General features: G+C 46.1%; 14 protein-coding genes and 3 tRNA genes. 4 read left to right on the top strand and 13 right to left on the bottom strand.

Annotated features, from left to right (window positions below):
- Positions 1–61: 61 nt before the first annotated feature.
- Positions 62–685: a DUF2987 domain-containing protein gene (locus tag K5Q99_RS07205; protein WP_106650459.1), complete on the bottom strand. Its 624-nt coding sequence runs from the start codon at positions 683–685 to the stop codon at positions 62–64.
- Positions 678–1,490 carry a glucosaminidase domain-containing protein gene (locus K5Q99_RS07200; protein ID WP_106650458.1) on the bottom strand — a complete coding sequence of 271 codons (813 nt, stop codon included), beginning with the start codon at positions 1,488–1,490 and terminating at the stop codon, positions 678–680. Before K5Q99_RS07200 ends, K5Q99_RS07205 begins: the two co-directional genes overlap by 8 nt.
- A gap of 339 nt (positions 1,491–1,829) precedes the next feature.
- Here K5Q99_RS07200 and K5Q99_RS07195 point away from each other — a divergent pair, with 339 nt between their 5' ends.
- Positions 1,830–2,768, top strand: a complete 939-nt coding sequence (locus K5Q99_RS07195; protein ID WP_220776460.1) for a YvcK family protein — start codon at positions 1,830–1,832, stop codon at positions 2,766–2,768.
- Between the two features lie 110 nt (positions 2,769–2,878).
- On the opposite strand, the gene K5Q99_RS07190 is transcribed toward K5Q99_RS07195, so the two are convergent.
- The 5 genes from K5Q99_RS07190 to K5Q99_RS07170 all read right to left on the bottom strand — a co-directional run bounded on the left by K5Q99_RS07190 (position 2,879) and on the right by K5Q99_RS07170 (position 6,604).
- The gene (locus tag K5Q99_RS07190; RefSeq protein ID WP_106650457.1) at positions 2,879–4,072 is read right to left on the bottom strand and encodes an amino acid aminotransferase; all 1,194 of its coding nucleotides are present in this window, start codon (positions 4,070–4,072) and stop codon (positions 2,879–2,881) included.
- A 407-nt stretch (positions 4,073–4,479) separates the two neighbouring features.
- Positions 4,480–4,566, bottom strand: a tRNA-Leu gene (locus K5Q99_RS07185).
- 49 nt (positions 4,567–4,615) lie between these two features.
- Positions 4,616–4,689 (bottom strand) — tRNA-Cys (locus K5Q99_RS07180).
- A gap of 23 nt (positions 4,690–4,712) precedes the next feature.
- A tRNA-Gly gene (locus K5Q99_RS07175) sits at positions 4,713–4,788 on the bottom strand.
- 382 nt (positions 4,789–5,170) lie between these two features.
- Positions 5,171–6,604 (bottom strand): glyceraldehyde-3-phosphate dehydrogenase, encoded by a 1,434-nt coding sequence (locus K5Q99_RS07170; protein ID WP_106650455.1) that lies wholly within the window; start codon positions 6,602–6,604, stop codon positions 5,171–5,173.
- A gap of 203 nt (positions 6,605–6,807) precedes the next feature.
- Here K5Q99_RS07170 and K5Q99_RS07165 point away from each other — a divergent pair, with 203 nt between their 5' ends.
- Positions 6,808–7,707, top strand: a complete 900-nt coding sequence (locus K5Q99_RS07165) for a DUF2989 domain-containing protein (RefSeq protein ID WP_220776459.1) — start codon at positions 6,808–6,810, stop codon at positions 7,705–7,707.
- Between the two features lie 201 nt (positions 7,708–7,908).
- The gene (gene gap, locus K5Q99_RS07160) at positions 7,909–8,919 is read left to right on the top strand and encodes a type I glyceraldehyde-3-phosphate dehydrogenase (RefSeq protein ID WP_006081590.1); all 1,011 of its coding nucleotides are present in this window, start codon (positions 7,909–7,911) and stop codon (positions 8,917–8,919) included.
- A 163-nt stretch (positions 8,920–9,082) separates the two neighbouring features.
- On the opposite strand, the gene nadA is transcribed toward gap, so the two are convergent.
- The 5 genes from nadA to astE all read right to left on the bottom strand — a co-directional run bounded on the left by nadA (position 9,083) and on the right by astE (position 15,287).
- Complete coding sequence (gene nadA / locus K5Q99_RS07155) at positions 9,083–10,165, bottom strand: quinolinate synthase NadA (protein WP_220776458.1); 1,083 nt, start codon at positions 10,163–10,165, stop codon at positions 9,083–9,085.
- 133 nt (positions 10,166–10,298) lie between these two features.
- Complete coding sequence (locus tag K5Q99_RS07150; RefSeq protein WP_220776457.1) at positions 10,299–11,921, bottom strand: dihydrolipoyllysine-residue acetyltransferase; 1,623 nt, start codon at positions 11,919–11,921, stop codon at positions 10,299–10,301.
- Between the two features lie 9 nt (positions 11,922–11,930).
- Positions 11,931–12,908: an alpha-ketoacid dehydrogenase subunit beta gene (locus K5Q99_RS07145; RefSeq protein ID WP_220776456.1), complete on the bottom strand. Its 978-nt coding sequence runs from the start codon at positions 12,906–12,908 to the stop codon at positions 11,931–11,933.
- 3 nt (positions 12,909–12,911) lie between these two features.
- Positions 12,912–14,090 (bottom strand): thiamine pyrophosphate-dependent dehydrogenase E1 component subunit alpha, encoded by a 1,179-nt coding sequence (locus K5Q99_RS07140; protein WP_113939702.1) that lies wholly within the window; start codon positions 14,088–14,090, stop codon positions 12,912–12,914.
- A gap of 162 nt (positions 14,091–14,252) precedes the next feature.
- On the bottom strand, positions 14,253–15,287 hold the full coding sequence (astE, locus tag K5Q99_RS07135; protein WP_220776455.1) for a succinylglutamate desuccinylase: 1,035 nt from the start codon (positions 15,285–15,287) through the stop codon (positions 14,253–14,255).
- Between the two features lie 342 nt (positions 15,288–15,629).
- On the opposite strand from astE, the gene msrA reads away from it, so the two are divergent.
- Positions 15,630–16,109 (top strand): peptide-methionine (S)-S-oxide reductase MsrA, encoded by a 480-nt coding sequence (gene msrA, locus K5Q99_RS07130; RefSeq protein WP_220776454.1) that lies wholly within the window; start codon positions 15,630–15,632, stop codon positions 16,107–16,109.
- 110 nt (positions 16,110–16,219) lie between these two features.
- Here msrA and pgm read toward each other — a convergent pair whose 3' ends face one another.
- The gene (pgm, locus tag K5Q99_RS07125; RefSeq protein ID WP_220592925.1) at positions 16,220–17,872 is read right to left on the bottom strand and encodes a phosphoglucomutase (alpha-D-glucose-1,6-bisphosphate-dependent); all 1,653 of its coding nucleotides are present in this window, start codon (positions 17,870–17,872) and stop codon (positions 16,220–16,222) included.
- Between the last annotated feature and the right edge of the window lie 27 nt (positions 17,873–17,899).

The raw sequence follows: 17,899 nt of genomic DNA, 5'->3' as shown, positions 1-17,899 counted from the left end.
TCTTTGAGTACGTGCTTCTCAATCGACTATTTCAAGATGCCAATTCAAGATACAAAGAGGATCACTTCACCCAAGGACTCAAGACTAATGGCTGGGCACTAAAGCTTAGCGTCGTGATGTTTTCAAGCTCATTCACGGCTAATTTATAACTGCCCTTAACGGCTTGTTCACGGCCATTAAGGTGTACATACACTTCTTGCTCGGGTTGGAATTCAAAGTTAAGACCAGCAATAGGATCCCTAAAATAACGCATCGGGAAGCCTTGCATAGCACCAAGCAGCGTGTCCATTTCGGTCACGATTTGCTGTAAACGCGCTTTATCGTACTCAGCCAATGTCTGTTTTGCTCTGACTTGCATCGCGATAGCACATCCATCAGCACTGCCCGCAAAATTGAGATTAACCAAGGCACGCTGATCTTTTAAATCATCATCTAAGGGAATAAATAACCGCTGAGCATAGGTATACGTCAATGGCGTTGATGTTTTTTCACTGGAAATAGAACCGCTTTGGATCAAACAGTTTTTTTGCATTGGAACACTAAAAGCCACTTCTACGAGTTGGTAACTGCCCTTATTGACTTGTTTTAACCTATCATAAAAACCTTTATATTCAAGGGATACAGTTTCTGCAGCGGCGCTAGTTGCCAGTAAACAGAGGCCACTAAACAACAATTTTTTATACATCGACATTCACCAAATATTTTTCATTATGACGTAACATATCAAGCAGCTCATCAATATAAGCTTCTTGTCTTTCAGAATAATTCACGAGTCCGTAAATCAATTGATCCGCTGTCGGCTCTAGCTCCTGTGAGCGTAAATCAGCGCGGATAGAACGAAACAGCGCATAAGCCGTATTAGAATTTAAATTGCGCATGTAGGATGAAACGGACTCGTCGACCGATGAAAATACTTTGACCTCATGGCTCTTACCAGATCCCCGTGAAGATGGCACTATGCCGCAACCAGCACTAAAACACCATTCACCAAAAAAATTAAAGCCTTCACGGGCAAAACGTGAGCTGCCCCAACCGGATTCATTCGCGGCTTGGATCAGCACCATAGATTCAGGCACAATATCGACGCGCTTTAGTAAGCTTGCTAAGGATTTAGCATCGACGTTTCGTGCCGCATATTGGTATTTGTCGAATAGCGTATTGAGTTGCCCGAGTTGGGTCTCAGATAAACTCTTGCCATTATCAACCAAAGCGAGCATTTCACTGACAAACTCGCGTTCCATCGAGATGATGGCATTCTGCTGCTGCACAATCGGCCGCAGAAAATCAAAAAAGGCTTTCTTCTTTTCGGTGATATCGTTGATCGCAGAAAAGTCAGGAACTTGCGTAACAGGATCGACAGCGTCAACGAGTTGGGTCGCAATGCTAGATGAATCATTCGTGTTGGGAATGATCCAAACGCGCAATGCAAAAATCGCCACTATGACCATGGCTAATGCCAATGTAAACGATCCGATTCTACCCGTTTTCAATAGTTCACCTTAAGTATGACGCCCGTATTGGGCAAATAAAGGGCGGATTATAAGCTGTTTGTCAGATTTAACGAAATGTGCCCGCCGTCACTGTCATTAATCACGCATCTGGCGCATTAACTCAGGTACAATATTGCGCCTAAGTCGCGATTCTGAATCCGTGTATACGTGCTTGCCGTATGACAGTCGATAATAGATGCAAGCTTTCGACTGAGCTTTTATACTAAGGTTCCTTAACGCAGTTAAATTGCACAGTAGCGCTTACGTCATTGCGCTTTGTACTTAATCAGTGATGACAGTAACATTCATTTTTCGGGTATTCAGGAAGGAAGAACCCAGATGCAGCATTTGATGTTAAATCAATTTGAACGTGTCGTCGCCATTGGCGGAGGCCATGGTTTAGGCCGAGTATTATCGTCACTCGATTTTTTAGGCAGCCGTTTAACGGGAATTGTCGCGACCACAGATAACGGTGGCTCTACCGGTAGACTCAGAGCCGAGCAGGACTGTATTGCCTGGGGCGATTTACGCAACTGCTTATCCCATCTAGCCAATCGCCCTTCCGTCGGCTCACAACTATTCGAATACCGTTTCCAAGGTGAAACTGAACTCAGCGGCCATAATCTGGGTAATCTTATTTTACTGGCGCTTGATCAGCTGTGCGTTCGTCCATTAGAAGCAGTTAATCTCATCCGTAATTTACTCAAGATTGAAACCCAGCTAATCCCTATGTCTGAACAACCCACACACTTAGTGGCTCTGCAAGCCTGTGGTAGTAAAGTGTTTGGCGAGATCAATGTCGACAGTATGGATGAAGCACCTATCGCGCTCTGCCTTGAGCCACAGGTCGATGCAACTTTTGAAGCCTGTGAGGCCGTTCGACACGCAGATTTAATCATTTTAGGCCCTGGCAGCTTCTTAACCAGCATTATGCCGCCGCTGCTATTACCTAAGTTTGCAAAAAGCCTAGCCGCTACTAAAGCTCAAGTGATCTTTATCGATAACCTTGCAGAGGAAGCCTCACCCGCGGGTCGATTTAGTATTGAGCAACGTATCGCTTGGTGCCATCAAGTCATTGGCAAGCCCATCATTCACAAAGTGTTACGTCATGGCGAACAAACGCGTTTAGGACCACTCATTAACTATTTTCCGTTGAAGAATCGCCATAACCCGAATTTACATGATCAAGCGAACCTATTAGATGCATTAAGCGCCCTGCTACGAATTAAATCTGAGCTCACGCTACAATCGCAGGAGCCTCTCGCGCTTAGCTACTAATCACTGAATAGCCCGCACATTCTGAAAAACATAAAGGACAGCAAATGCTGTCCTTTATGTTTAAGGCTAAAGAGAAATTCCTTTAGCCTCATTCTATAATCTAATAAGCCTTACAATACTTGCGCTATCGCTTTGCAGATCACTGGCATATTGGTCTTAGTCATGCCTGCAACGCTAATGCGTCCTGAACCAACGATATAAACCCCAAACTCGTCTTTCAAGCGCGCCACTTGGGTTTTGTTCAAACCAGAGAAACTGAACATACCATTTTGGCGAGAAATAAAGCTAAAGTCCTGAGTCACGCCTTCAGCCTTTAAGCTGTCAACGAACAGGGTACGCATTTCGGCGATACGCTCACGCATCTCTTTAACTTCCTGCACCCACATGGCTTTCAGGGCTGCGTCATTTAAGATAGTGCTGACGATCAGCGCGCCATGTGCTGGCGGATTAGAATAGTTTGCACGTATGGTACGTTTCACTTGGCTAAAGGCACGCACGGCAGCATCAGCATCTTCAGCCACCACAGTTACGGCGCCGATACGTTCGTTGTACAAACCAAAGTTTTTAGAGAAAGAGTTAGCAACCAGCAGCTCCGGCACTTTTGATGCCACTAAACGAAGACCTGCTGCATCTTCTTCAATTCCAGCACCAAAACCTTGGTATGCAAAGTCAAACAATGGCACAAGTTTCTTATCAGTACACAATTGGGCTACGAGTTCCCATTGCGCCAAGGTTAAATCGATACCGGTTGGGTTATGGCAGCAACCGTGTAGCAACACAACATCGCCTGCATTCGCGTGAGACAAGTCCGTCATCATGGTATCAAAATCGATATCATGGGCTTCTGCTTTGTAATAACCGTATTCTTTAACGGCTAAACCCGCAGTTTCAAAAATGTTTTGATGGTTGGCCCACGTTGGATTGCTGACCCAAATAGTGTGCGAATCGGTATTACGCAGTAAAAACTCAGCAGCAATACGCAGTGCACCTGTGCCGCCTGGGGCTTGCGCTGTGGCAGCACGGCCAGAAGTGATTAATGCACTGCCCTCACCGAATAACAATGTTTGTACAACATGGTTATACGCTTGCACGCCTTCAATGCCTAAATAGTTTTTGGTCTTCTCTTGCTCAAGTAAAATAGCCTCGGCTTTTTTCACTGAAGTCAGCACTGGAGTTTGTCCAGCCTCATCCTTATAAATACCGACACCCAGATTAACTTTATCCTGACGGGGATCTGCCTTAAAGGTATCAGTTAAACCAAGAATGGGATCTGCGGGTGCGAGTAATACTTGAGAGAAAATCATGACTACGTATCCTAATTATGCGCGTGTAGGGGAAATTTCGGCTTATTTATACCACTGTCTTTAAGGGGGGAATAGCGACTTAAGCACCTTCTCAGGGAAATTCTTACGCCATTGTAGATTTAACAGTAAAAGTTCAATTTTTTTATGTAATTATAAGCATAAACGGAAAATTGCTTTAATAAAGTTATTTATAACATCTAGATCACAAAATCCTGTAATTTTATCTTGTAGAAAAGAATCGCGCTGACGTCGCAATACTGAATGAATAAAATGTGAGCGGGATCTATAGCTAATTCTAACTTAGCCGAGTAATCATCTTAAATGGCACTAAGTGAGCCAGTGGCATTCGGCTTTGAGGATCTATAAAGCAAAAAAGCCCTGACATGAGTCAGGGCTTTTCTGTTTTTTGGTACCCGAGGCCAGACTTGAACTGGCACGCTGTTACCAGCGAGGGATTTTAAATCCCTTGTGTCTACCGATTCCACCACTCGGGCAAACTCTTTATATTAACGACGGGAATCGTGTCATTAATACTTTAAACTATGGAGGCGCGACCCGGAGTCGAACCGAGATCGACGGATTTGCAATCCGCAGCATAGCCATTCTGCCATCGCGCCCAAACTGCCAAATTTATTAAATTTGGAGCGACATATCGGGTTCGAACCGATGACCTATACCTTGGCAAGGTATCGCTCTACCAACTGAGCTAATGTCGCCTATCATTGCGCTTAATCATTAGAAGCCATGCTAGGCATGCTTTCCCCTGACTGCGGATTGGCATTCTACCGATTTAGACCTCAGAGTCAATCAACAATTTTTAAAAAATGATCTAAGCCGTATCGTTTGCCCAATAAACCGCCATAAGTCAGCAAAGTTGATGTTTCCTTCATCAATTTAAGCTTTTTGCTGTTACTGACGCCGATGCGGCAGATGATTAAGTGCGGCAGAAAGCTGTGGTTGATAGGAGCATTGCGGCGAACCCAATTAAATTGCATAAGTATAGAAAAACAAAAGCGCCCTACAGGGCGCTTTATGTGAAGATTATGCACAAGTCTTGAAGACTCAGCATTACTTACGCTAGTGATTTACGCAGCCAACTTATGCAGGCAAAGATAGCGTCGTTAAACCTAACATAGTTTGCATTACACCAACCACTTGGCAACTGTAACCAAACTCGTTGTCATACCAAACATAAAGAATGGCACGCTTGCCTTCTGCGATAGTTGCCTGTGAGTCAACCACGCCCGCATAACGAGAACCCACTAAATCGCTCGATACAATTTCAGTAGAGTCGGTGTAATCGATTTGATTTTGTAGCGGTGATTGCAGCGCCGTATCTTTAAGGTACTCGTTCAGCTCATCTTTACTGGTTTCAGCATTCAAGTTCATGCTGATGATGGCCATAGAGACGTTTGGCGTTGGCACGCGAATCGCGTTACCGGTTAACTTGCCCGCTAACACAGGCAGTGCTTTAGCAACGGCTTTAGCGGCACCCGTTTCAGTGATTACCATGTTTAATGGTGCACTGCGGCCACGGCGGTCAGCGGTGTGATAGTTATCAATCAAGTTTTGATCGTTGGTATAAGAGTGAATCGTCTCAACATGACCATTCTCAATACCATATTTATCATTCACAGCTTTCAGTACAGGCGTAATAGCGTTGGTCGTACAGCTTGCCGCAGAAACGATAATGTCTTCTGGGGTAATATCGCCTTCATTCACACCGTAAACGATATTCTTGATTGCGCCTTTTGCAGGAGCTGTCAGCAACACTTTACTCGCGCCAGGGCTCTTAAGGTGTAAACCAAGACCCGCTTCATCTTTCCAAATACCAGTGTTATCAACAACGAGTGCATCGCTGATATCGTATTTAGTGTAATCCACTTCATCAGGCGAGTTTGCATAAATCACTTGGATATAGGTACCGTTGGCGATGATGGCATTGTTCTCTTCGTCAACTTCCACAGAACCATTAAAAGGACCATGGACTGAGTCACGGCGTAATAAACTGGCACGTTTCTCTAAATCACCTTTCTTACCTCCACGTAATACGATAGCGCGTAATCTTAACTTATTGCTGCGGCCTGTGCGTTCAATCAGCAGGCGTGCTAATAAGCGACCGATACGGCCAAAACCATAAAGCACAACATCACGCGGTGCGACATCATCAGCATGGTCAATGGCATCGGCCAACTCTTTTGCCATATAGCTTTCAATTTCACTGACATCGGTGTGATCACGCCAGTAATTGACTGCAAGCTTACCAATATCCACTTTACATTGTTTAACTGCGAGTTTGCTCAAAGCTTGAACGAAGGGGAAACTCTCGCGTAAACGTAATTTTTCACCGACATGACGACGAACTAAACGGTGCGCTTTAATGATTTCAATCGTAGAAGCATTGAGTAACGGCTTGCCGTAGACCACGACTTCAACGCCTTGGTTACGGTACAACTTGCCTAACAAAGGCTGCATCGCCTCTGCCATTTCAAAACGTTCTTGCCAACTTTGTAGGTGTTTATCAGCGCTCATTTACAGATCCTTTATCTCACTTTTCAATAAAATGTACTGAAAGGTTTGAGTAACATGACGAAAAGACCAATAATCTAATGCGGGTTTTAGGGAAAACCCTGTTTTGGTCGGCGCCATTGTAATGAAAGTCGCGCTGTGTTGCCAGTAAGATATTTTCTGTAAATCTGTAATTTTATTAGAAAAATTATCGTTTGGAGAGTGTTTTGAGACAAAATCTAGTAATAATTACATCATTTACCTTTGGGATGAGCCTTTTTGGTCTTTTCGGTTGTGATAATGGCCGAAATATCTCAGCAATTTGTAAAAATAATCCTGAAATTTGTGCCGATTTGCATAAGGATGGCTGGTGTTTGGCCGAAAAAACTAAACTAATCCAGAACCGCTACGAATTAAAAGACAACGAAAACCCCACAGGCAAACAACTCTACCTGCAATTGACTTACCTTGAGGATTACAGCCGCTGTATTGAACTCGCCTCTGGTGTTCAGCATATCATCCACACCAATCGCACCGCGGATAGAGCCAGAGCCTTTAGATTAAGCACCCAGAATTTAAGTTTGCTACAAGATCAAACCCGCGAGCGACAAGATCCTTTCATGTCCTATTACCAATGGACTCGCTTTGGCGATACCGCAGCGCTAAATAGATTATTAGAGCATGAAAACGCCGGCGAAGTGACTGACCCTTTCCTACTTGCCCAAGTCGCAACTTACTACAGCAATCGAAATGCCATCAAAGCGCAACAACTCTATCTTAAGGTCTTTGCGGAGATCCAATACGATGATTTCGACGTTAACTGGTTACTTGGGCTCGCATCAGCCTATCGCCAGCTACAGCTACTTGATAAAGCCTTTATGCTGACGAAGGCAAATTTACTACTTACGCAGCAGAAGTATTCAGAGGAAAAAATGCTAGCCTTGCTCGGTGGCAATAAAACGCTGGCGACTGAACTCGATTTAAAAGCCCAAGCTCTTATTGATGCGCTAAAAAACGGGACTTATCCTCAGAGTCCAGTAAGACAATGGCTTGATCCTCAAGCGGTTGACAAAGCGCCTACGGCAACCGAGGCTGTACCACCTGCGCTTGTCGAAAAAACAGACTAAGCAACTGATGGCAAAATGTTTGCCATCTTGTAATTTTTTACCCAATTAACGCGTAAAAAATGGCGATTTCGCGACCGATGTAAAAAAAATACCTAATTTGTTAATCAAGACAGCGGTAAAATGCCGATTTAACTTGACGATAGCTGTCAGTTTGGTAATTTTACTACCAGTTGAATTTTATAATCACCAGAGGGATATGAGATGACTATCCGTGTAGCAATAAATGGCTATGGCCGTATCGGTAGAAACGTATTACGCGCCTTGTACGAAAGCGAAAAAGCTTATCCAATCAAGATTGTCGCTATTAATGATTTAGGCGACGCTTCAATCAACGCTCACCTGACAAAATACGATTCTGTCCACGGTCGTTTCAATGCCAAAGTTGACCATGATGCCGAAGCTATTTATGTGAATGGCGACAAGATCCTCACTTTCCAAGAACGTGATCCTGCAAAACTACCATGGGCTGAGTTGCAAGTAGACGTGGTGTTCGAATGTACCGGTATCTTCACTTCTAAAGAAACTGTTCAACCGCATTTAACCGCTGGCGCGAAGAAAGTGATTATTTCTGCTCCAGGTAAAAACGTCGATGCCACAGTTGTTTACGGCGTGAACAACAACGTACTGACGTCGGACATGACAGTGATTTCAAATGCTTCTTGTACCACTAACTGTTTAGCTCCTTTTGCTAAGCCGTTAAATGACGAGATTGGTATCGAATCAGGCCTGATGACCACGATTCACGCTTATACTAACGATCAACGTTTATCTGACGTGTACCACACAGATTTACGTCGTGCCCGTGCTGCGGCGCTATCAATGATCCCAACTAAAACGGGCGCAGCTGCTGCTGTAGGTTTAGTTGTACCTGAATTACAAGGTAAATTCGACGGTCTAGCGGTTCGTGTACCTACAGTTAACGTATCACTAGTGGATTTATCTTTCATCGCTGCCCGTGACACGACAGTTGAAGAAGTGAATGCCATTATCGAACGTGCTGCCAGCGTTGCGCCATTGAGCGAAGTGTTAGCGGTAAACAAAGAGCCATTGGTGTCTATCGACTTTAACCACAATGCGTTTTCTTCAAACTTTGACGCCACTCAAACTCGTGTAAACGGCCGTTTAGTGAAAGTGATGTCTTGGTATGATAACGAATGGGGATTCAGTAACCGTATGTTAGATAACGCGGTTGCACTGATGAACGCCAAGTAAGTAAGCGTGAAGTAATCTAGTCACTAGATCTCGCGTTACTCAATCAAGCCTCGCATTTTGCGGGGCTTTTTATTGCCTTAGTTTTAATAAAAACAACAGACATAAAAAATCCCCACGCTATGGTAGGGATTTTATTAGACTAAATAAAAGCTAAATAATGCGCTTAGGCATTACCCTTCACTTTCATATTCAGTGTCTTGGCAAAATCCAGCATACGCGTCAGCGGGATTAGCGCTTTCACTCTTAAGTCTTCATCCACAAATATCTCATGGGTGGTTTTATCGCTGTCGGCGAGTGACGCTTCAATCGCCTGTAGACCATTCATCGCCATCCAAGGACAGTGAGCACAGCTCTTACAGGTTGCGCCATTTCCGCCCGTTGGCGCTTCGATTAAGATTTTACCTGGCGCCGCCTGCTGCATTTTATAGAAGATGCCGCGATCGGTTGCCACGATAAAACGCTCATTTGGCATAGTCTGCGCCGCTTTAATCAACTGACTGGTCGAGCCAACGGCATCGGCCATTGCCACCACACTGGCTGGTGACTCAGGATGCACAAGGATAGCCGCATCTGGGTAAACGCTTTTCATATCGCGCAGTGCGTTCGATTTAAACTCGTCATGAACAATACAATCGCCCTGCCACATCAACATGTCGGCGCCCGTCTGTTTGGCAATATAACTGCCTAAATGACGGTCTGGTCCCCAAATGATCTTTTTGCCCTCGCTGTCTAAGTGCTCAACGATTTCAAGGGCAATACTGGAGGTCACCACCCAATCGGCGCGCGCTTTAACCGCAGCCGAGGTATTGGCGTAAACCACCACAGTATGATCTGGGTGCGCGTCGCAGAAAGCGCTGAACTTATCGATTGGGCAACCTAAGTCCAATGAACAAGTCGCTTCAAGGGTCGGCATTAGGATAGTTTTTTCAGGGCTCAAAATCTTGGCGGTTTCGCCCATAAACTTGACCCCAGCAACGATTAAGGTTTTTGCTGTGTGATCGCGGCCAAAGCGCGCCATTTCTAAAGAGTCTGAAACGCAGCCGCCGGTTTCTTCGGCAAGGGCTTGGATTTCAGGATCGGTATAATAGTGAGCAACCAGAACGGCATCTTTTTCAATGAGCAGTTGTTTGATACGCGCCTTATAGTCGGCTTTTTCAATATCAGACAAAGGAACAGGCTTAGGCGGAAACGGGTAATCAATGGTTTCTATGGTTGGAGCAAATGGGCTGAGGGCTAACTGACTCATAACACATCCATCAGGATAACGACGTTAGGGAATTATACGTAATCGGGATCAAAAGATTAACCCATTTGTGCAAAGCAAAGTAAAAAGGACGCCCTAAAGCGTCCTTTTACTGTCAAATCTGCCTGCCAGCGGCTTAACGCATGGCCAATAACATCTCTTGCGGCTGCTCAAGATATTGTTTCCACAGATTACAGAAGCGAGCAATGGTGCCACCATCGATCACTCTGTGGTCACCAGACCAGCTCACTTGCATGATTTGGCGAGCTTCGACTTCCCCTTTCGCGTTAAAACGCGGCAAGGTTTGCAACTTGCCTAAGGCCACAATCGCCACCTCAGGTTTGTTGATAATAGGCGTCGCCACTGTGCCACCTAAGGCGCCAATGTTAGAAATAGATATAGTGCCGTCTTTCAGATCCGCTGGCGCCACGCGGCCGCTGCGGGCTGCTTGGGTCAGACGGGTGATTTCTGCCGCCACTTCTAAAATGCTCTTGTCCTGCACATCTTTGATGTTGGGCACCAAAAGACCCACTTTAGAATCCACCGCCATGCCGATATTGTGACGCGCCTTGTAAGTCAGCTCAGTGCAATCCGCATTCACTTGACTGTTCATCACAGGGAACTGACTTAACGCGAGCGACATTGACTTCATGAAGAAAGGCATCATGGTCAACTTCACTTCATCTGACGAATACTTCACTTTCATGCTTTCACGCAGTGCAACTAAGTCTGTTAAATCAAACTCTTCGCAATAGGTAAAGTGCGGAATGCTCGATACAGATTCCACCATCATGCGTGCCATCACAGCTTTTACGCCGCGAATAGGCTCAACCGTGTCAGCGCGTTGAGTCACTGTAGATGTTGGAACTTGGGTTTGAGATGCTTGAGTCGCTTGAACTGGCGCCTCTTTTACCTGAGCCACACTTGGAGCAGAAACATTGCTCGCGCCTTGTTGGAAGCGAGAGATGTCTTCCTTATACACACGGCCGTGCTTTCCTGTGCCAGGTACTTGGCTCAAATCGATATCTAACGACCGCGCCATACGGCGAACTGCGGGGCTGGCTAAGGCTTTACCTTGGCGAGCGGGTTCTGCACTCACAGCCTGTGCTACTGGTGCCGCATTAGCCGCAGTATCAGTGTTTGTTGTTGCCGCAGGTGCAGAAGCCATATGCTTAACTTCAATGGCAAATAAAGGCGCATGTACTTTAGCTAGCTGACCTTTGCGATAATGCAGTTTGGCAATTTTACCCGCTTTAATAGCAGGAATTTGCACCAGCGCTTTATCTGTCATCACGTCGGCAATCGGTTGATCTTCCTCAACCCAATCACCTTCGCTCACTAGCCATTCGACGAGTTCACATTCAACAATACCTTCGCCAATATCCGGTAGTAAGAATTCTTCAATGCTGACGGATGAACTGGATGAAGTATTGGCAGTTGTTGCGGCCACAGGCTCAGTCACTGTTGCAGTCGTCGCAGCAGATTCAGCCGTAACAGATTCGCTCGCAATTTCAACGGCACCTTCAATTTTTACGGCATAGAGCGGCGCATGTACCTTAGCAATATCGCCTTTGGCGTAATAGAGTTTAGTCACCACGCCACCAAAGGGCGCGGGGATCTGTACTAAGGCTTTGTCTGTCATCACGTCGGCTATAGGTTGGTCTTCAACGACTGTATCGCCTTCTTTCACCAGCCATTCCACGAGTTCACATTCAACAACGCCTTCACCAATGTCCGGCAAAATAAAATCTTTAATCATACCGGACTCCTAGAAGGTCACTGATGCTTTGATGGCTTCAAACGTTTTGAATGCATCTGGCATGTATTCTTTTTCATGAATGAGTGGGTACGGGGTATCTAAACCACACACTCGGCTAATGGGCGATTCCAGATATAAAAAACACTCTTGTTGAATCGTTGCCGCAATCTCCCCCGCAAAGCCACCTGTTAGCGGCGCTTCGTGGTTGATAAGCAGTCGCCCGGTCTTTTTAACGGAGTCGGCAACGGTATCAATATCCCAAGGCGCTAAGGTACGAAGGTCAATAACCTCACAGGAAATACCTTCTTTAGCCGCCATTTCTGCCGCCTTTTCAAGGATTTCCATTTGCGCGCCCCACGCGACTAAGGTGATGTCTTTGCCTTCGCGAACCACTTCAGCCTTACCCAGTTCAATTTCATAATCGCCCGCGGGCACTTCGCCAACCGATGCGCGATATAAACGCTTAGGCTCAAAGAAGATCACCGGATTTTTGTCACGAATTGACGCAAGCAGCAGGCCTTTGGCTTGCTCAGGGTTACGTGGCACAACGACTTTTAAGCCTGGAGTTTGGGTAAAATAGGCTTCGGGTGATTGGGAGTGATAATGCCCACCGGCAATACCACCACCGTAGGGCGTACGAAACACTAAACTGCCCACATTGAACTCATTACCACTGCGGTAACGGAACTTAGCGGCTTCGTTGACGATTTGATCAAACGCCGGAAAAATATAATCGGCAAATTGGATCTCGGCCACGGCGGTCATGCCATTTGAGGCTAAACCATTGGCAAAACCGGCAATACCTTGCTCTGTCAGCGGCGTATTAAAGCAGCGAGCGCGACCGAATTTTTCTTGAAGACCGGAGGTGGCGCGAAATACCCCGCCAAAGTGGCCCACATCTTCACCAAAAACCACCATGCGTTCATCGGCTTGCATGGCAATCGACAAGGCCTCATTGACGGCCTGTAACATATTCATTTCAGCCACGGCTTATAGTCTCCCTGCACTTTTTGGATAGGCTTGCGGATATTTCTTGATATGTTCTTTAAGCTCGGCAAGTTGCTTTTTCAGCACTGGCGTCGGCTTGTCGTACACATCTTCAATAATTTCATCCAGCATAGGCACAGGAATTTTTTCAGCCACTTTTACCGCAGCCAATACTTCTTCACGATATTTTTCATGCAGTTTCACATCATCCGCTTCAGCCAACCAACCTTTGTTGATAAGCCATAATTTGAAGCGTTTAACCGGATCGTGTTGCTGCCACTTGGCTTCTTCATCTTTCGAGCGATAACCAGAAGGATCGTCTGAAGATGAATGCGCGCCGAGACGGTAAGTCATGGCTTCAATCAGCACTGGCGCATTATGCTCAATCGCATAGGCGCGTGCTTGTTGGGTTGCAGCTAACACGGCCAGCATGTCATTCCCGTCAACACGAATAGTGTGCATGCCATAACCCACACCGCGACTCGCAATACCGTTACCGGCAAACTGCTCTTCGGTTGGAGTTGAAATGGCGTAGCCATTGTTACGGCAGAAGAAAATCACTGGGCATTTCAGTACGGCGGCCATGTTTAGACCGGCATGAAAATCCCCTTCCGATGCAGCGCCTTCGCCAAAATAGCAAACCGCGACTTTGCGCTTACCTTGCATTTTTAAGCTGTAGCCCACACCCGTCGCCTGCGGGATTTGTGTCGCAAGGGGTGAAGAAATCGTTTGATAATGCAATGCCGCACTGCCGTAATGGATTGGCATTTGGCGACCTTTACCGAGATCTTTCTCGTTACTGAACATCTGATTCATAAACTGTTCAGTGGTAAAGCCGCGATAACGCAGCGCCGCATGCTCACGGTATTGCGCGAGGATAACATCTTCTTGATCGAGTGCGGCCACACTGCCGACAATCGCCGCTTCTTCACCCGTACAGGTCATGTAGAAGCTGATACGACCTTGACGCTGGGCGCCAAGCATACGTTCATCAAGTACCCGAGTGAATACACAGGTATCGTAAATTTTAGTGGCTAAGGTTTCATCTATCACAGGCAAAACCGCGGTTTCATAAGTGGTGCCGTCGGCTTGTAGAATTCGAAGGATAGGAATGTGTAGCGATGCCTTATCCAAGAAGCCGACACGGTGCACTGTATCAGTGTTGAGTGTTGCTTTGCTCATATTGTGCTCTTGTTATCTCATTACGCACCAAAGCGTTTTGATGCGTCTGTTTATACGAATATGCCCGACGAACATTACGTTAACGTAAACTACCTATCAACCATTGGCATAGCTCAAACCACAAGTTATCCCTGCCTCGCATGTATATATTGCTTTACAAGCCTAACGCACGTCCGCATTCACCGCAGGGATCAGGCAAATCACAGTGCGATTGCCAATAGGCACTTTGGCATTAGGGAACACGACAGACTCAAACTCATGTTCCACTTTAATTTCTTGCCCACCTTCCCGCGCTAAAACAAAGCCCTTAGGGAAAGATCTGAAGTTTTCGACATCGGTGGCGAAGGTAAATTCAAAATCATCGAAATGTTTATTGATGACCCGGCACACTTGGTACAAGTTAACCTTATCGGCATCAAATGCATCTAGCTCCAACGGCTTAGCGGTGATCAAGCGCATAAACATTTCATGGGTGGCGATAAAACGCGTCATGTCGTTCTGCCCCATGGGAAACACTTTGCCAAGCTCAATGGTAAAGGCATCGGCGCCGTAGCGTTCGGAGGAAAAATAGCTAAAGGTCGTGGTCGGTTCGTGGTGAAAAAGAACCGTATCGACACCGCTTGCGGCTAAAAACATGATTTGCTCGCCACTAAAGGCACGCCCAGGACGATAGGGATAAATAGCGAACTTTTCATGCTTCGAGGCGCGCATCGCCGTGTGCAGATCATAATGAATGCGCTGACGACCATCGGCAACCGCGGTATAAAAACGATCGACATAGGCTTCGAGTTTTTTGGCGCGCACTCGCTCAGGATTGACTAATCCCGGAGGATTGGAATGCTCACCACTAAAGAGACGATTCATGTTCTCATCGATAATACGCGTGCCGTTATTAATCGCTAATGGATTACCAATCAGGAATAAAGTGCGCTGCTTTGCGATGATTTTTTGCTGTAAAAGCTGCTTAATTAAGCTATTGCAGAGTTCAATAGGCGCGGTCTCGTTACCGTGAACACCGCAAGATAGGACAACATCTTTTCCTTCATTCTCGGCGGGCTCAAAAACGATAACGCCGGTATCCCAGACTTCAACTTGGGTATGCTCGCCTAAGCTAAATGTAAACTCGCCATCGAACTGTTCAGGATGGGCTAAGGTGAGCGCTAAAAAATCCTTTGAATCTAACAGAGCTTGTAACACAGAATTCTCCTTATAATGGTGTGTAACAGTAACGGCGCAATAGCATCAGTGCAGATAGCCATAACCACTCAAGCATTCATCTCAACGCGGTTAGTCTCACTCGCACCTTAAAAAGCGGCTTCAATACTAACACATGTTTTTAGTGCTGTTCTCAGACATTTATCGCCATAGGACCCAGTTTTGAACGGAATAAGATCAACGCGGCGCTTTGCTACGGCGAGTGTAAATTTTCCATCACCTTATCGAAAATTCATCCTGCATAAATATTCCTGCTAGAGGCTTGCTTTTGCGCGCGAGTTTTATCACAATCCTTAGCCATCTAGACTTCTATTGGATTTAATTATGGCGTTAGCAACCTTTGGTGCCGGCTGTTTCTGGGGCGTAGAGTATTTTTTTAGACAAGTGAACGGCGTATTGAATGCCACCTGCGGTTACATGGGCGGTAATAATAGCGCGACCACCTATGAAGAAGTCAAAAAAGGCAAAACTGGCCACGCCGAAGTGGTACAAGTGGAATTTGACCCTGCCCTGATCAGTTATGAAGACTTGCTCGAGGTATTTTGGAAAAACCACAATCCAACCAGTCTGAACATGCAAGGTGGAGATATAGGCACTCAATACCGCAGTACGATTTTCTTCCATGATCGCGAACAAAAAGCCGCGGCAGAAGCCTCAAAGTTGGCTTTTGCCCGCTCAGGTCGTTGGGGATTACGCCATATCGTGACTGAAATAGTGCCATTGCAACAGTTCCATGTGGCTGAGGAATATCACCAAAATTACATTGATAAGAATAACTTACCGAGTTGTCATATCGAGTACTAAATACGGTCAAATCAGCATGAAAAAATACTCATAACTGACATTAGACACAAACAAAAACGCACTCAAAACTGAGTGCGTTTTTTTTGATACTTTATAAACCTACTGCTGCATTAAGCATTCAGCGCCTTATCAATTAATGCCTGCGCATCTTTGATAATCTCAGCTAGATGCTGCTCACTGATAAAACTCTCGCCGTAAATCTTAAATAACGCTTCCGTGCCCGATGGACGCGCCGCAAACCAACCATTCGCCGTAGTCACTTTAATGCCACCAATGGCCGCATTATTGCCCGGTGCATGGGTTAACACGTTTTCGATTGCCTCACCCGCAAGCACTGTGGCATTTAAGGTTTCAGCATTTAATAACGCAAATTTGGCCTTGTTTTCAAGACTGATTGGGCTATCGATACGCTTATAAAAGCTTTGGCCAAACTGTTTTACTAGCTCTTGATGGCGTTGACCTGGAGTTTTACCTGTCACCGCAAGAATTTCTGCGGCAAGTAACCCTAGAATAAAGCCGTCTTTATCTGTACACCACGTAGTGCCATCACGGCGCAAAAACGCCGCGCCAGCGCTCTCTTCACCGCCAAAGGCGATGGTGGCTTCGGCTAAACCATCAACAAACCACTTAAAACCCACAGGCACTTCGAGTAACTTTTTGCCATGGAAAGCACAGATTTTATCGATAAGCGCACTCGATACTAAGGTTTTACCTATGGCTAAGCTATCGCTCCAATCCGGTCTGTGCGTCAGTAAATAATCGATAGCGACCGCAAGGTAGTGATTAGGGTCCATCAAGCCTGTACCAGGGCAGACAATGCCGTGGCGGTCATAGTCAGGATCGTTACCAAGGCATAAATCAAAGGATTCTTTATGGGCGAGTAACCCAGCCATCGCATAGGGAGAAGAGCAATCCATGCGGATTTTGCCGTCTTTATCCAGCGGCATAAAGCTAAAGCTTGGGTCAACTTTATCATTGACTAAGGTGATATCGAGCCCATAACGCGCGGCAATCGGTGCCCAGTAGAAAATCCCTGAACCACCGAGCGGGTCAACACCGATACGCAGCTTAGCGTTGGCAATCGCCTGCATATCGATAACATTCTCTAAATCAGCCACATAGGGCGTTACCAAATCAATGGCGTTGACATAGCCTGAGGCCAGCGCTTCGGCATACGCTAATTTTTGCACGCCAGCTAACGCTTGGCGTAAGTAATCATTGGCACGCGACTCAATCCAAGCCGTGATATTACCTTCGGCCGGTCCACCATGGGGTGGATTGTATTTGATCCCACCATCTTGAGGTGGATTATGGGAAGGCGTGATAATCAAACCATCGGAAAGAGGCGCACCTGTGATATTTGCTTCGCGATTGGCGCAAATCACTCCATGGGACACCACAGGCGTTGGCGTGAAACCATCATTCTGCTGGATATGCACTGTGACTTTATTTGCCGCCAGCACTTCAATGGCCGACAAATAAGCGGCGTAGGATAACGCATGGGTGTCAATACCGAGGATCAACGGCCCATTGATATTCACCGATTGGCGATAATCCACCACAGCTTGGGTAATCGCCCAAATGTGTTGTTGGTTAAAACTGCCATTAAAAGCGCAGCCTCTGTGCCCAGAAGTGCCAAAGGTAACGCGTTGTTGTACGTCATCCATATTTGGCGTGATGCTGTAATAATGGCTCATCAGTTTTGGAATATTGACCAGATCCGTCTGATTAGCGATTTGTCCTGCCCTTTGATGTATTGCCACCTATGGCTCTCCTGCACTCAATTACAA

This window comes from Shewanella hafniensis (assembly GCF_019655335.1).
Lineage (GTDB): Bacteria > Pseudomonadota > Gammaproteobacteria > Enterobacterales > Shewanellaceae > Shewanella > Shewanella hafniensis.
Note: the sequence above shows the minus strand (reverse complement) of the source record. Positions and strands in the feature narration are given on the sequence as shown.

Coding starts and splice junctions, on each gene's coding strand:
- K5Q99_RS07140 (WP_113939702.1), bottom strand. CDS start 14,090: ATGAGCAAAGCAACACTCAACACTGATACAGTGCACCGTGTCGGCTTC.
- msrA (WP_220776454.1), top strand. CDS start 15,630: ATGGCGTTAGCAACCTTTGGTGCCGGCTGTTTCTGGGGCGTAGAGTAT.
- K5Q99_RS07205 (WP_106650459.1), bottom strand. CDS start 685: ATGTATAAAAAATTGTTGTTTAGTGGCCTCTGTTTACTGGCAACTAGC.
- K5Q99_RS07150 (WP_220776457.1), bottom strand. CDS start 11,921: ATGATTAAAGATTTTATTTTGCCGGACATTGGTGAAGGCGTTGTTGAA.
- K5Q99_RS07170 (WP_106650455.1), bottom strand. CDS start 6,604: ATGAGCGCTGATAAACACCTACAAAGTTGGCAAGAACGTTTTGAAATG.
- K5Q99_RS07190 (WP_106650457.1), bottom strand. CDS start 4,072: ATGATTTTCTCTCAAGTATTACTCGCACCCGCAGATCCCATTCTTGGT.
- gap (WP_006081590.1), top strand. CDS start 7,909: ATGACTATCCGTGTAGCAATAAATGGCTATGGCCGTATCGGTAGAAAC.
- K5Q99_RS07195 (WP_220776460.1), top strand. CDS start 1,830: ATGCAGCATTTGATGTTAAATCAATTTGAACGTGTCGTCGCCATTGGC.
- nadA (WP_220776458.1), bottom strand. CDS start 10,165: ATGAGTCAGTTAGCCCTCAGCCCATTTGCTCCAACCATAGAAACCATT.